Origin of the sequence: Nodosilinea sp. AN01ver1 (assembly GCF_050565655.1) — a bacterium.
Taxonomy (GTDB): Bacteria; Cyanobacteriota; Cyanobacteriia; order Phormidesmidales; family Phormidesmidaceae; genus Nodosilinea.
In genome coordinates, this window is sequence record NZ_JBNXVS010000014.1 from 66,870 (window position 1) to 80,384 (window position 13,515).

At 59.1% G+C, this 13,515-nt stretch carries 14 protein-coding genes; 4 read left to right on the forward strand and 10 right to left on the reverse strand.

Features of this window, described 5'->3' with window-relative positions:
• Positions 1 to 50: 50 nt before the first annotated feature.
• From ACQ4N7_RS13075 to aroF, 7 genes are all read right to left on the reverse strand, one after another.
• Complete coding sequence (locus ACQ4N7_RS13075) at positions 51 to 701, reverse strand: type I restriction endonuclease (protein WP_430711946.1); 651 nt, start codon at positions 699 to 701, stop codon at positions 51 to 53.
• 185 nt (positions 702 to 886) lie between these two features.
• Positions 887 to 2,986, reverse strand: coding sequence for an FAD-dependent oxidoreductase (locus ACQ4N7_RS13080; RefSeq protein WP_430711947.1), 2,100 nt, complete (start codon positions 2,984 to 2,986; stop codon positions 887 to 889).
• Between the two features lie 189 nt (positions 2,987 to 3,175).
• The gene (locus ACQ4N7_RS13085; protein ID WP_430711948.1) at positions 3,176 to 3,457 is read right to left on the reverse strand and encodes a hypothetical protein; all 282 of its coding nucleotides are present in this window, start codon (positions 3,455 to 3,457) and stop codon (positions 3,176 to 3,178) included.
• 13 nt (positions 3,458 to 3,470) lie between these two features.
• On the reverse strand, positions 3,471 to 4,772 hold the full coding sequence (locus ACQ4N7_RS13090; protein ID WP_430711949.1) for an NAD(P)/FAD-dependent oxidoreductase: 1,302 nt from the start codon (positions 4,770 to 4,772) through the stop codon (positions 3,471 to 3,473).
• Positions 4,769 to 5,428, reverse strand: coding sequence for a MotA/TolQ/ExbB proton channel family protein (locus tag ACQ4N7_RS13095; protein ID WP_430711950.1), 660 nt, complete (start codon positions 5,426 to 5,428; stop codon positions 4,769 to 4,771). The genes ACQ4N7_RS13090 and ACQ4N7_RS13095 overlap by 4 nt, the downstream gene beginning before the upstream one ends.
• 99 nt (positions 5,429 to 5,527) lie before the next feature.
• The gene (locus tag ACQ4N7_RS13100) at positions 5,528 to 6,337 is read right to left on the reverse strand and encodes an LmeA family phospholipid-binding protein (RefSeq protein WP_430711951.1); all 810 of its coding nucleotides are present in this window, start codon (positions 6,335 to 6,337) and stop codon (positions 5,528 to 5,530) included.
• Between the two features lie 86 nt (positions 6,338 to 6,423).
• Positions 6,424 to 7,335: a 3-deoxy-7-phosphoheptulonate synthase gene (gene aroF, locus ACQ4N7_RS13105; protein WP_430711952.1), complete on the reverse strand. Its 912-nt coding sequence runs from the start codon at positions 7,333 to 7,335 to the stop codon at positions 6,424 to 6,426.
• Between the two features lie 787 nt (positions 7,336 to 8,122).
• Between aroF and ACQ4N7_RS13110 the strand changes: the two genes are divergently transcribed.
• Positions 8,123 to 8,281: a family 2 glycosyl transferase gene (locus ACQ4N7_RS13110; RefSeq protein WP_430711953.1), complete on the forward strand. Its 159-nt coding sequence runs from the start codon at positions 8,123 to 8,125 to the stop codon at positions 8,279 to 8,281.
• 39 nt (positions 8,282 to 8,320) lie between these two features.
• On the opposite strand, the gene frr is transcribed toward ACQ4N7_RS13110, so the two are convergent.
• Positions 8,321 to 8,881 carry a ribosome recycling factor gene (gene frr / locus ACQ4N7_RS13115; RefSeq protein WP_430712002.1) on the reverse strand — a complete coding sequence of 187 codons (561 nt, stop codon included), beginning with the start codon at positions 8,879 to 8,881 and terminating at the stop codon, positions 8,321 to 8,323.
• Positions 8,871 to 9,599, reverse strand: coding sequence for a UMP kinase (gene pyrH / locus ACQ4N7_RS13120; protein ID WP_430712003.1), 729 nt, complete (start codon positions 9,597 to 9,599; stop codon positions 8,871 to 8,873). Before pyrH ends, frr begins: the two co-directional genes overlap by 11 nt.
• 73 nt (positions 9,600 to 9,672) lie before the next feature.
• Between pyrH and ACQ4N7_RS13125 the strand changes: the two genes are divergently transcribed.
• Both ACQ4N7_RS13125 and ACQ4N7_RS13130 read left to right on the forward strand, forming a co-directional pair.
• Positions 9,673 to 10,350 (forward strand): diacylglycerol/polyprenol kinase family protein, encoded by a 678-nt coding sequence (locus ACQ4N7_RS13125; RefSeq protein WP_430711954.1) that lies wholly within the window; start codon positions 9,673 to 9,675, stop codon positions 10,348 to 10,350.
• 89 nt (positions 10,351 to 10,439) lie between these two features.
• Complete coding sequence (locus ACQ4N7_RS13130) at positions 10,440 to 10,931, forward strand: hypothetical protein (protein ID WP_430711955.1); 492 nt, start codon at positions 10,440 to 10,442, stop codon at positions 10,929 to 10,931.
• Between the two features lie 154 nt (positions 10,932 to 11,085).
• On the opposite strand, the gene pip is transcribed toward ACQ4N7_RS13130, so the two are convergent.
• A complete protein-coding gene (gene pip, locus ACQ4N7_RS13135) occupies positions 11,086 to 12,033 on the reverse strand; it encodes a prolyl aminopeptidase (protein WP_430711956.1) in 948 nt (315 codons plus the stop codon).
• A 565-nt stretch (positions 12,034 to 12,598) separates the two neighbouring features.
• On the opposite strand from pip, the gene ACQ4N7_RS13140 reads away from it, so the two are divergent.
• Positions 12,599 to 13,507: a hypothetical protein gene (locus tag ACQ4N7_RS13140; RefSeq protein ID WP_430711957.1), complete on the forward strand. Its 909-nt coding sequence runs from the start codon at positions 12,599 to 12,601 to the stop codon at positions 13,505 to 13,507.
• Positions 13,508 to 13,515 lie beyond the last annotated feature (8 nt).

Sequence of the window (13,515 nt, forward strand, 5' to 3'; positions counted from 1 at the left end):
GGCCGTTCAGCAGGGTCGGTGTTTACGATCGTTCTCAGGCGGGTTGCCGTCTATAGTTCTTCTGTTGCTAAAACCTGTGTCCCCCACTGTTTGAGCGTCTGCAATACCCTGTACAGCTCGTTACCCGGATTAATTAATGAAAACAACCGAGAATTGGCGTACTGAGCCACAGGCTGCCGAGTGGCTTTGAGGAACAAAAACTCATTGCCATTCGTGATTAGACCAAAGGTTGGATCAGTCGTTTTGGGCGATTTAGGATTACTTAGCATGTAGGCCAAAGCCTGGGGAATAGCCCGCGTCACGGCAAAATCACTGCGTTTGGATTCAATCACCAGCAGCCAAAACTGTTTTTTTAAGACCAGCACATCAATGCGTCCTCGAATGACAACGCCATCGTCTTCGAGCTCCAAATTAATGCTGGTTTCGGTCTCAATTCGAAAAGGCTGGCGGTAAAACCCGGCCAGATCAAGCAGGGGAGATAACACCACCATCTTGACGCTGTTTTCGAGCATCGGTGGGTCTTCCATTAATGCGGTGAAATTGGCCTGGACGCGATCGAGCAGCTGTTGCTCAGCCTCACTTAGCGGGGGCACCTCCTGCTGCCACTCCAAAAAAAAGCTGGAATCTGAAGATTGCTGTAGCCCCAGCGCCTGTTTTAAGTCACGCAGGGTGGCTGTATTCGCCGCAATGGTCTGCACCATAGTCCATTCGCCCAGAGGTTATGCCAATTCTAATTGTAAGAAGCAGACCTCAGGATCGCGGTGGATCCTGAGGTCTGTCGGTGAGGGTTCAAGGGATACCAACTCGGTACCTAAGTAGGTTAGGTCTGATTATCTGTAAGACGCATTTCGACTCCGCTCAATGCTCGGTCATTTGCCCCTCCTACCTACCAGGGCCGCCAGTTGCCCCAGTCTTCGTTGAAGATCGAGGTGTTGGGGAACTTCGTCGGGTTGCCGCTGGCGTCTAGCTCGGCCCGCAGCTGGTCGAGCAGGGGCTCGCGGCTGGGCAAGTTATCAACCATTTCGTAGGGCAGTACCCCGTTGCGCAGCGAGAAGTCGATGGTGTGGGCAGCAGCAGCTCCCACCGACCACTCAAAGGAATGCACCCGGTAGGCGGCGGCGGCGCTGTAGCTGGCCGCAATGCTCTTGCTGGCCACCAGCATGTTGTCGACCCGCTGGGGAATCATCGCCCGCAGCGGAATTTGAGCCGGGTAGGCCTGACCGTGGGCCTGGCGCACGCCGGGGCGCTCGATGTTGCCGGGGGCCTCGGCAGGGTACTCCGCCATACAGGGGTGAAAGTCGATCGCATACTGAGCAATGCCCACGGTGTCGGGGTAGAGACGCGATCGCGCTCGAATCGGGAACGTGTTGGGGTCGGCATCGGGCTCAAAGGTGCTAACCGTATCTAGCCCCGCCAGGTAGCGCCGCAGTGAGGTGTAGGTGCTCTCATCCAGGTTTTGCTGGTAGTAGTCTGAGGCGAAGTCATTCCACGAAAAGTCGATTTCGCTAATCATAAACCCCTGCTCGTAGCCGTAGGCAGGGCGACCAATAATGCGCCGGGCCTCGCGAATATAGGGGTACTTCGACAGACCGTGGGCCGTGCCCATTGGTGAGTCTAGCCCCTGCATGTAAATGTTGTAGGGTTCGGGCTCTTTGTAGGTGTCGGGAATTTGCGAGTCGGTGGTGCCCGTGGTCAGCCAGTAGAAATAGCCGATCGCATTTTCTTCACCCTTACGCAGGGTGTCGGCCCGCAGGCCCCCCAGCCAGCCGCCCGGCTCTAGCTGACCGCTGGCCTCAAGCTGGTCTTCCGTGAGAATCAGGTTATCCAGCTCGGTGCCGGGTCGGTAGTCATTGCCCCAGGTCCAGTTCTGCATCGAGATATCGCCCACGCTGGGGCGAGACACCCCGGCAATGGTGCCCTCCGCTGGGGATGAGGCGTTCCACAACCGCCGATAGGTAAACACAAAGTCGAAATGGTCTTGGGCGGTTTTGAGCGAGTCGCGCTCGCGCTCCCAACTGTAGTAGGGCTGGTAGGTGCTGTAAAACTCAGGTACCTCGTAGGTCTGCGGCTCGGCGGTGTGCTCCATCGCAAAGGTGTAGGTAAAGCCCTGGGTGCAGTAGGGGTCGCGCTCTACCACGGGCGAAGACGGGTTGAGCGGCGACCTCGGGTCTAGCCCCAGCTCGTAGGGCACATCGGCCAGCACAATCAGTTCGCCGGTTTCGGTGGCCTCAACCACAAACCAGTCAACTTTGCTGGGTGCAGCATTCTCGCCGCCCTCTAGCTCAATACCGGCGGGCACAAACTGAATAATCTCCTTCGACAGTCGGGCCGAGTCGTCGTAGGTGTAGGCGTCTTCGATAATTGAGGAGAGAAAGTCGGTGTTGAGGGGGGCGGTCCCCGGTGCGGGGCTGTGGCGAATGGCGACCACCTCTTCAATGTGGGTGCCGTCGGCATTCAAACTCAGGTCTTTGACGACCGTATTGGGGAACCACTTCAGCTCGCCGCCGCCTTCGCGCTCGGCCTCGGCCAGCATTTCCATCAAAATGGCGTTGGCATCGGCAGGGAGAAAACAGGTGGCGCTAACCCAGCAGTCGCCGGGGTTGAGCTTGCCGTACTTGCGTTCAACGCGATCGCGCAGCTCCTTATACCCCCGCGAGTAAAACAGCTGCCGACGCTGCTCTTTCGACTCATCCAGCGCCGTGGTGCCCTGGCTAGAGATTTGCCCGCCCACCCAGTCGGTCAGCTCAGTCATACAGACGGTGTGGCCCATCAGCAGGCTCTCGTACGCCGTCGCTGTACCGGCCAAACCACCGCCGACAATTAGCAATTCGCACTCTACGACCTGGTCTGGGGTACGGGGCACCTGGGCCACTCGAGGCGTTACCGACTCCTGGGCGCGGGCGTTGCCAATGGGCAGGGGGATAGAACCAGCGACCAGGGTTGAGGCTAAGAGGGGAGCCGTGAGGGCGCGAAAGAATCGTTTCATAGCAAACCAAAGGGAGCAAGTCGATTGCACCCTCTAGCTTATCGGCTGATCGTAAGGTTCTGCTATGGGCAGCGAAAGGTTGACTTTTCGCTTTCATTCATCTCTCACACCACCTTTGATGCATAACGCCCAAGTTCACCCGCCGATGGAAACGTAATCGGGGTTGTTTAGATGGTAGAAACTACTCATTTATGGTGTCCGGGAGCGATCGCGCCGAAGCTTAACCAGTACGCCTAACAGGCCAACCATAACAGCCGCTATCAGCAAAAAGCCCAAATTAAATTCAATGCCATTGCCGCTGGGATTATTCTGCCAGCGCATCAGCCACAGGCTACCCTCGCCAATTGCAAATGAGGGAATACGCAGAAGCAAGAAAAGCAAGGGCAGGGCCAGGAAAATGACAACCAATAATACAAACGCTGCTGCGGTAAGACGTAGCCATGTTTTCAGATTTGCTTTAAAGCGGGTCATAGGATTAGTACGGCTAACTTTTTCTAAAGTTCGCTTCCGGCAATACTGTAACGTTGGCGGCGATCGCCTGCCCCGCCAGCCAGCCCGTCGTCCAAGCGTTTTGAAAGTTAAACCCGCCCGTCACCCCGTCGATATTGAGCATTTCGCCCGCAAAATATAGTCCTGGGCAGCGGCGGCTCTCCATGGTTTTGAAGTTGACCTCGGCCAGGGGAATGCCGCCGCAGGTGACAAATTCGTCTTTGAAAACGCCTTTGCCTGCGATCGCGTAGTTTCCCCGCGTCAGCTCGTTTACCAGCGCCTGAAGCTGCGCCTTTGATAGGTCGGCCCAGTTCAGCTTAGTGCCCAGGTCGGCCCGGTGCTGGGTCAAATACTGCCACAGCCGCCGCGACAGCTCTGAAAAGGGCGAAAACGCCGCCACCTGGCGCTTGCCCTGCTCCCGCTTGAGGGTCAGCAGTTTTTGTCGCACCTGGTCGGGCTTGAGGGCGGGCAGCCAGTTCACGGTGAGGGTGGCCCGGTAGCGCTGGCGGTGCAGAGCCTCTGCTCCATAGGCCGAGAGCTTGAGCACCGCCGGGCCGCTCAGCCCCCAGTGGGTAATCAGCAGCGGCCCGCTCTGGGTCAGGGCCGGCGCGTCTTCCAGCGCCAGAGAGAGCCGCACGGTTTCGACCGACACCCCGGCCAGCTCGCGCAGAGCCGGGTCTGGCACGGTAAAGGTAAACAGTGAGGGCACCGGGGGCACCAGGTCGTGGCCCAGCTTGAGGGCCAGTCGATAGCCGTTGGGGCTACTGCCGGTGGCCAGCAGCAGCTGGTCGCAGCGCCACCCGGCCCCGGCGCGAGTGGTGAGCCCAAAGCCAGCCTCATCGGGCTGAATGTGAGCAATCGCCTGGCCCGTGTAAATGCGAATGCCCAGCCGCCGCGCTTCCCCCAGCAGACAGTCTACGATGGTACCCGAGTCGTCGGTGGTGGGGAACATGCGGCCATCGGCCTCGGTTTTGAGCCGCACCCCCCGCCGCTCAAACCAGGCCACCGTATCCTGGGGCTGAAAGCGGCTGAAGGGGCCGCGCAAAACCTTGCTGCCGCGCGGGTAGTGCGTAACCAGCACGGCGGGGTCAAAGCAGGCGTGGGTGACGTTGCAGCGCCCGCCGCCCGAGATTCTCACCTTGGCCAGGGGTTCGCGACCCGCCTCAAAGATGCGGATAGAGGCGCTGGGGTTGGCCTCGGCACAGGCGATCGCCCCAAACAGCCCGGCGGCACCCGCGCCAATCACAATCAGCGAGGCATGCTGGGGCGGCTCTGAGTGAAAGGGGCGATCGCTCACGGCACTTGCCCCGGCAGATAAACCGTCGTGCTGCTTGGCCCCTGGCGCTGGGCGCGGCGGTGAAGAATTTCGAGCTTGCCCCCCGCCGCCTGAATAAACGCCCGCTGGCGACGGTACAACCCCTGAAACAGGTTGGCCAGCAGCAGCGCCACCAGGGCCACCACCAGCCCAGCCGCCGTGGAGGTCAGCGCTTCGCTCACCCCGGCGGTAACCCCAGCGGCGGCGGGGCCGCTAGTCTCGCCCAGCCGCAGGGTCGAAAATGTTTGCATTAGGCCCAGCACAGTGCCCAGCAGGCCCAGCAGCGGGGCTACGCCCACCACCGTTTCAAAGAGGGTTTGAAACCGCTTGAGCAGGGGCAGCTCGGCCTGGGCGGCACTTTCTAAGGCGAGGCTAAATTCTTCGGGGGTAGCGTCGCCCAGGGTAAGGGCCGCCAGAAAGATGCGGGCAATGGGCAACTGCTGGTGCTGCTTGAGCTTGGCGATCGCCCGCTGAGGGTTTTGGCTAAAGGTATTTAGCACCTGGGGCACCAGCCCCCGCTGCTGGCGACTAATTTGCAGCCAAAACCAGCCCCGCTCAATCGCCAGGGCCAGGGTCAGCAGCGAACACAGCAGCAGCGGCCACATCACAATGCCCCCCGCCACAAACCAGTTACCCATAGTGCCGCTGTCCTCAGCCAAGACCCACCTATGATACTGGTCGAGCAGGGTTTTAGGTTTCAGGGCAGGCGCGAAACTTCAAACCTGAACCCTGAACCTCTAGACCATGCCGGGGAAATGCTCGATCTGGGCGTAGCCGCTAAAGACCAGCTGGTTGCCCTTGGTTTCGAGCCGGTTGACCCGCAGTAAAACGCCATCCAGGTTGAAGCGTTCCAGATCGACCATGCGGTTGAGCACCTCGGCAAAGCCGTTGGTCAGCGTCTCCGAGAGCGGTATCACGTCGTCAGGAATGCCGTCGGGCAAAAATTCGGCGTCGGCAAAAATAATTCGCCGCCGCTTTTCTACAGTAACCCTGGCCAACAGCTGAATCGGCAGATCCTTACGGTTAGGCAAATCAGTTTTGGCCGTAATTTTGACCTTTTGATCGGGCATCAGAGTGATGTGGATATCCCGAAAGGTGACGGGGTCGCCTCCCGACATTGAGGTTACCGCCTCATCGGTGACCCCCTCCAAATGCTGCCGCACCAGCTGAGCCTCAAAGGCGCGATTAATGGCGTCTTCGTTTAAGACCACCTGAGCCACGGCCTGGGTAGGCTGGCGTAGGCGAATTTTACCGCTGATGGCCGAGCCCACATCGATTGACACCGCATCGGTCTCAAACATCATCTCAGCGGCCTCAAACTCCTTTCGAATGATCAGGCCGCGGCCTTCCATGCGAAAGCTATCGATAGTGCCCTGCAGCAGCTTGCTGGGAGGGGAGCAGCGTACCGCCACTTCCACAGCATCACTGCTGCTAAACAGATGCCTGAGCGACTGGGTAGCCACAGAGTTGATCATCCGTTCGCCAAAGTCATTGGACCCTTTGGATTGAAACCCGGTAAAGCCACCGAACATAGAGGTTAGTACCACCTAATTCCCCTACTGTTGTAACAAAATATGAAGCCCAATGACAGCGGCATTGCTAATGCCTTCCATAGGAGATACTGATAACCGAGCTAGGCCGCGATCGCGTTGGCGGAGCCTCTCTGAAAGAGAATCTCCCCTGAAACCCCCTCCAGCTCTGGCTTGTGGGCTATACCCACAGACGCTATACGGCGACCCAAAGCGGCTGCAATCGGGTCGAGGCTGTGGGCTAGCGCCATCATCTCCTCTAGAGTAAGGGCCTGGCGCGCATCTGACACAGATTCCTCGGGTACCGGGTGACATTCTACAATCAGCCCGTCGGCTCCAGCGGCGATCGCGGCCCGAGCCAGAGCAGGTACCAGCTCGCGCTTGCCGGCGGCGTGGCTGGGGTCCACCAGCACCGGCAGGTGGGTAATCTGCTTTAGCGCCACTACAGCCCCCAAATCCAGCACGTTGCGGGTGTAGGGGTCAAAGCTGCGAATGCCGCGCTCGCAGAGCACCACATTGGGGTTACCGTGGCTGAGAATGTATTCCGCCGCCATCACAAACTCTTCGATAGTGGCGGCCAGCCCCCGCTTCAGCAGCACCGGCTTGGTGGTACGGCCCAGGGCCTTGAGCAGGTCGAAGTTTTGCATGTTGCGGCTGCCCACCTGCAAGACATCCACGTAGTCGGCCATGATGTCAATCTGATCGATCGCCATCACTTCAGAAATCACCGGCATCGCATACCGCTGGCGCACATCGGCTAAAATTTGCAGCCCCGCCTCTCCCATGCCCTGGAAGGCGTAGGGCGACGTGCGCGGCTTGAATACCCCGCCCCGCAGCGCCTGCACGGGCGTAGACGAGAGCGATTGGGCCACCTGCTCCATTTGAGCAGCGCTCTCAACGGCGCAGGGGCCGCCCACAATCAGCAGGGTGTCGCCGCCGATGGTGACGGTGTCGCTCAGGGCGATCGCCGAGCGGTGGTCGAGGTCAGCTTTACGGGTCAAAGTAGCGTCTTTCATAACTAAAAACTCAGGGTAAAGAACGGGAAGACAGCGATCGCGGTAGAAAACAAAAAACCCGGAGCGGTGGGCTCCGGGTCAGGTAAGCGGCATAGGACGACCTATCACCAGCCTGACCCGGTGGTGTAAAAAAAGCCGTAGTACCAGTTAGATGAAACCGAGCGTAACTGTCCCCTTCGACTCCGCTCAGGGGACGTATCGGAGGGGCGTTGGCTTCGACTCCGCTCAGCCAACGTAGCGCCAGGGACGCTATCGGAGGGGCGTTGGCTTCGACTCCGCTCAGCCAACGTAGCGCCAGGGACGCTTACGACCGAATAAGGGATATAGGTTTGCATCGTTTTAGAGAAAAAATAGGACCAGAAAAAACAAAACCGCAGAGGGTTAGCTCTGCGGTTCACAAGGTTGGCAACACAAAAGGTGCTCACGACCTGTGAACCGGGAGCTGCCACCAAAAATAAAATGCTCGTGCCGACGCAATCATGGCTGCGGGTTGAATAGAAACGTATTTGCAATCTAGCAGGGCTTTAGGGAAGCGTCAACCGTGGCGCGGCGCTCAGGTGTTGCCCCAGACATATCTGTAGGGGAAAACCGTGTTTGCCCAGCCCAGGCAAGGCATTCAACCCGAACGCTAGCCGGACCTCCCAAAATCTACGGAAGGCCCGAGTTCATAGATTTCTCGGAGTACATCTCTGGTCCTTAAACCTAGGATGAAGACAATTGGCTCGCCGTGAAGGGGCCATAAAGTCAGACCCTCCGCTTTTTTGAAATAGCCACCAGGGAGATCGCTATGGTTTGGGAACTTTGTGTTCGATACGCCAACGGTAGAGAGACGGTTCTAGACGTCTTTCAAAGCCTGGAAACAGCCCAGAACCGGGTCGACAAGCTCTACGCCGAAGGCTACCCCATGCATTTTGCCTACTTTGTCAGGCCAGGCTGCGCGGCGTAGAGACGAGCTTAACGGTGTCGATGGTCTTGGCGCTGCGCATCACACGGTCATGATGTCTTTTTCTTTGGCGGCTAGGGCGTCGTCGAGCTTGGCGATGTATTTGTCGGTCAGCTTTTGAATCTCGTCCTGGGCATCGCGTGACTCGTCCTCGGAGATGTCGCTGGCTTTCTCCAGCTTTTTCACGGCGTCAATGCCGTTGCGCCGCTGGTTGCGAATCGAGACGCGCCCCTCTTCGGCCACTTTGCCCGCCGTTTTGACAAACTCTTTACGGCGCTCGCTGGTCAATGGCGGAATGTTGAGACGAATGACTCGACCGTCGTTGTTGGGGGTCAGCCCCACATCGGACATGGAGATGGCTTTTTCAATGGTGGTCAGGCTGCTGGCATCGTAGGGCTGAATCATCAGCGTGGTGGCATCGGGAGTGGAGATGTTGGCCATCTGCTTGAGGGGAGTCTGCGCGCCGTAGTAGTCGATCTCGATGCGATCGAGCAGAGAGGCGTTAGCGCGACCCGTGCGAATGGTGTTGAAGTTGCGCTGAGTCGCCTCGATAGACTTCTGCATCTGGTCTTCGGTTTCGAGCAAAATATCGTCAACTGACATCACAGTCTTCTCCTACAATCGTGCCAATAGGTTCGCCCATCAGCGCTCGCTTGATGTTTCCGGGCACCGACAGGTCAAATACCATGATAGGGATCTTGTTGTCCTTGCACAGAGCGATCGCGGTGCTATCCATCACTTTTAGGTCGTGCTTGAGCACGTGGCCGTAGGTGAGCGTGCGGTAGCGCTTGGCGTCTGGGTTTAGTTTAGGATCAGAATCGTAAACGCCGTCAACCTTGGTTGCCTTGAACACCACCTCGGCGTTGATCTCCGCCGCCCGCAGCGCCGCTGTGGTATCGGTGGTAAAGAACGGGTTGCCGGAACCAGCCCCAAAAATAACCACCCGGTTTTTTTCCAGGTGGCGAATGGCGCGGCGGCGAATGTAGGGCTCGGCGACCTCCTGCATGGCGATCGCCGTCTGTACCCGGGTGGGCACCCCCATGCGCTCTAGCGAGTCTTGCAGGGTCATGGCGTTCATCACGGTGGCGATCATGCCGATGTAGTCGGCGGTGGCCCGGTCCATGCCCGAGGCTGAGCCTTTGATGCCCCTGAAGATATTGCCCGCACCGACGACAATGGCAATTTCAATGCCCTCTTTAATCACTTCAGCAATCTCGGCGGTAATGGCTTCTACAATGTTTTGGTCAATACCATAGTCCATATCGCCCATTAGGGCTTCGCCGCTCAGTTTTAACAGTACGCGCTTATAGGGTTTATCCATATAGGTTGCAACCATAGGAAGCTGGTGTAGTAAGGTCTAGAAGTCCCACCCCACTATACTTGCTTCCCCTGCCATGATGGCCACTGTGCTCGTGCAAATCGGACTGGTCACCGCCTGGCTGGCGGTCGTTGGGGGAGCGGCTGAGGGGCTGCGCCGCACTGCCAACCTCGACACCGAAGTTACCCGAAAAATTGTCCACATCGGAGCTGGCCACGTCATCTTGCTGGCCTGGTGGTTACACACCCCCGCCTGGATGGGCATAGCCGCCTCGGTCGTGTTTAGCGGGGTGGCGCTGCTGTCGTACCGACTGCCCATTTTGCCGGGCATCAACGGCGTAGGGCGCAACAGCCTGGGTACGTTTTTTTACGCCATCAGCATTGGGGTGCTGACCGCCATTTTCTGGCCCCTGTGGCTGCCCCAGTACGCCGCCATCGGCATTCTGGTGATGACCTGGGGCGACGGGCTAGCAGCGCTAATTGGACAAAACTTTGGCCGCCATCCCTACAAGGTTTTGGGCAATCAAAAAAGCTGGGAGGGCAGTCTAACTATGGCCCTGGCCAGCTTTCTGGTGTGCTTGCTCGTGCTGGGGGCAACGGCGGGGTTCACGACAGGTGCCGTTTGGGGCACGGCGCTGGTGGTTGCGATCGCCTCTACCCTGCTCGAAACCCTCTCCTTCTACGGTCTCGACAACCTGACCGTGCCGCTGGGCAGCGCGGCGCTGGCCTACGGGCTGATGGGCTGGATGGGGTGAAGGGTGCGATCGGCGTTGTTTTTTCGTACTATCAGATAGTACAAATTTTCTGCTCGCACGGTTACCCAGGCCGCAGGAGTTGCTAACCCGTGAATGCTCCCCCTTTCTCCCCGCTCGAACTCACCGATCGGGTGCTGGCGATGGCCAAAACCGGCGTTTACCGGCAGTCGGTGTTTGAAGCCCTGGGGCCAGTCGCCACCCGGCGGCAGATTCGCGAGGCGATCGCCCAGGCCAAGCAGTTTGGGCTCTACACCGTCTCGGCCCTGCGCGACGAAGAGTTGGGCACCTACTACCAGGTAGAACCGGCCAGCTACGAGTCGTTTCAGACCGCCGCTAAAGCCCTGGCCGCAGGCTCGTCCCCCAATTCAAATAACCTGGCCGAGCAAGTGGTGACCACCCACAGTGCCCTGAGAGCCATGCTGAGCGCCGTAGCCGCCAGCACCCTGGGCCTGGGCTTTTTGGGCGGCTGGTGCCTGCTCGACGGCCACACACAGCTGGGCCGAGGCCTGTGGCTCGGGGCAGTGGTCGCCGGAGGGCTGTGGAGCGTGCAGCGGTGGATCGCGCGGCGGGCGTTGGGGTAGAGGGGTGAGGAAGGTGAGGAGATGAGCAGAGCGGGGTTTAAAGTTCAAAATTCAAAGTGCAAAATTCTGAATTTTCAATTTTGCATTCATCCATTCCGCATCTTCATCCCCTCACCTACGCGCTTACGCACCCACGCGCCCACGCACCCGCCTCTCATCGACGGGCAAACTCATCTGTTGCTTCAATCAACGCATGGGTAATTCCCGGTTCCATGGCGGAGTGACCGGCTTCCTGCACCATGACAAACTGGGCTTCGGGCCAGGCGCGGTGCAGCTCCCAGGCGGTGGTAGCGGGGCAGACGATGTCGTAGCGGCCCTGCACGATCACGCCGGGAATGTGGCGAATGCGGTGCACCTGGCGCAGGATGTGGTCGTCGGTGTCGAAAAAGCCGCGATTGATGAAGTAGTGGCACTCGATGCGGGCAAAGGCTACCGCAAACTCATCTTCGCTAAAGTGGTGCAGCAGGCCGGGATCGGGCACGAGCTTGCTGGTGCTGGCCTCCCAGACGGCCCAGGCGCGGGCGGCGGTCAGGCGTTCTGCGGCGTTGTCGCTGGTGAGGCGGCGGTAGTAGGCGGTTACCAAATCGTCGCGCTCGGCCTCTGGAATGGGGGCGAGGTACTGCTCCCAGGCGTCGGGATAGAGGTAGCTGGCCCCCTCCTGGTAAAACCAGCGAATTTCTCGCTGCCGCAGGGTAAAAATGCCGCGCAAAATCAGGCCTTCGCAGCGATCGGGGTGGGTTTGGGCGTAGGCTAGCGCCAGGGTGCTGCCCCAGCTGCCGCCAAACACGGTCCAGCGATCGATGCCCAGGTGAGCGCGGATTTTTTCGATATCGCTAACCAGGGCCCAGGTGGTGTTGTCGTCGAGGCTAGCGTGGGGAAAACTTTTGCCGCAGCCTCGCTGGTCAAACAGCACAATGCGCCAGCGCTGGGGGTCAAAAAATTGGCGATAGGTCGGGTTAGTGCCGCCCCCTGGCCCCCCGTGCAAAAAAACAACGGGCTTACCCTCGGGGTTGCCCGCCTGCTCTACGTAGAGCTGATGCTGGTTTGAGACGGCCAAATATTCGGCTCGATAGGGCTCAATGGGCGGATACAGTTGGCGCATGGCGGTCGTCTAATGCGTCCAGGCTACAGGGAGAATTGAGCCACACTATAGCCCAGCTACCCTGGCTCTAGCATGGCTACTGTAGATGTCTTTCATCTCCCTCTGAGGACGGTAGCGACAGGGTTGTTGCACGTCGGCAGTCGGCCTGTAAATCCCTCAATATGACCTCCCCAGGAATTACCGCCGACTCCTGGGGAGAGTCTTTACCACCTGCCACTCCCCCGTGTGTGGATCGCGCTGAGTGGTAAATGGATTGCCTTTGAGGGGTTTGCTGCAGGGGTTAGCCATAGCACTTACTGTTGCAGAGATGCCCCTATGGTAAGAAACGACACATTGACTACGGGTGACTGACAGACCCTTCTCCCAGTGATGTTGCAGGTTGTAACAGGTGATTGAGATCACTAAAGCCGTTGCGGGGTCTGTGCTAGCGCGAAGTTAGCGCTAAAACGATGCGGTTTTTGAAATCTGCGCTAACATCCTCAAGACATATAAGAGGACGGGCAAATAAGGCGTTAATGCTTGACCGTCTGCCGGTTCACCCTAGCAGTAATGGGCAGGAGTCGTGATGGCAAAGCAGAATAGTTCAAACGGGTTAGTTCGCACAGCAATTCCGGCGGGCATCGCTGCCGTTGTAGCGGTTTTAAGTATTGCCCCCCACGGGCTGACTCAGGGGTATGAGGCGGTGCCGCCGCTGCCCGCAGGGGTGATGCCGGTGCCCGCAGCCGCGCCCGTGTCTGGGGCCGCGCTGCCTCAGGTACCCACCAGCGGTCAGCAGTATTTGATCTATGTCAACGACACTAGCGAGTCTGTGCTGAGCCAGGTGCGCCAGGTTGAGCCAACGGCGTTTCGCACCACCTTCCAGGGGCGATCGGTGATTCAGGCCGGACGGTTTAATATGACGGGCAACGCCCAGCAGCGCATTGCCGATCTGGGGGCGCTGGGGGTAACAGCCGAGATGGCCCAGGTAGCTGCTGCGGTGCCCTACTACGCTCCAACAGCTGCAATGCCCAACAATGTCTATGCCTCCAATGGCAATCTGCCGCCCCTGCCCGATGGGGCTTTGCCCCAGGTTCCCGATGCTGCGGGGGTGCCGGTACCGGCGCTGCCGCCCAATGTAGCCCAGGTGCCGCCAACCCCCGGCAACGTGGAGTTTGGCCAGGAGCTGAACTACGGCGTGCCACCCGCTCCCAGCGGTGGAGTTGCCATTCCGCCTCCGGCTGGGGCACCGCCAGTTACCCAGTCGGCCAGCGCCCCGTACTATGTGGTGATTCCGACCGACTCCAGCAATTTAGGTAACTTGAGCAATCAGGTGATTCAGCTTGGAACGCCCCCCGATCGCGTGCAGCAGCGCACGGCCCCCCGTGGCCCCCACGTAGCGGTCGGCCCCTTTACCGATCGCGGGTTGGCCAACCGCTGGAACGACTTTTACCGTGAGGCAGGCATCGGCAACAGCCGAGTCTTCTTTCAGCGCTAGCTAGCAAC

Bases quoted from the DNA above. Each gene is read 5' to 3' on its own strand.
- ACQ4N7_RS13095 (WP_430711950.1), bottom strand. From the start codon at position 5,428: ATGGGTAACTGGTTTGTGGCGGGGGGCATTGTGATGTGGCCGCTGCTG.
- pyrH (WP_430712003.1), bottom strand. From the start codon at position 9,599: ATGGATAAACCCTATAAGCGCGTACTGTTAAAACTGAGCGGCGAAGCC.
- ACQ4N7_RS13140 (WP_430711957.1), top strand. From the start codon at position 12,599: ATGGCAAAGCAGAATAGTTCAAACGGGTTAGTTCGCACAGCAATTCCG.
- ACQ4N7_RS13110 (WP_430711953.1), top strand. From the start codon at position 8,123: ATGGTTTGGGAACTTTGTGTTCGATACGCCAACGGTAGAGAGACGGTT.
- frr (WP_430712002.1), bottom strand. From the start codon at position 8,881: ATGTCAGTTGACGATATTTTGCTCGAAACCGAAGACCAGATGCAGAAG.
- pip (WP_430711956.1), bottom strand. From the start codon at position 12,033: ATGCGCCAACTGTATCCGCCCATTGAGCCCTATCGAGCCGAATATTTG.
- ACQ4N7_RS13075 (WP_430711946.1), bottom strand. From the start codon at position 701: ATGGTGCAGACCATTGCGGCGAATACAGCCACCCTGCGTGACTTAAAA.
- ACQ4N7_RS13125 (WP_430711954.1), top strand. From the start codon at position 9,673: ATGATGGCCACTGTGCTCGTGCAAATCGGACTGGTCACCGCCTGGCTG.
- ACQ4N7_RS13080 (WP_430711947.1), bottom strand. From the start codon at position 2,986: ATGAAACGATTCTTTCGCGCCCTCACGGCTCCCCTCTTAGCCTCAACC.
- ACQ4N7_RS13085 (WP_430711948.1), bottom strand. From the start codon at position 3,457: ATGACCCGCTTTAAAGCAAATCTGAAAACATGGCTACGTCTTACCGCA.
- aroF (WP_430711952.1), bottom strand. From the start codon at position 7,335: ATGAAAGACGCTACTTTGACCCGTAAAGCTGACCTCGACCACCGCTCG.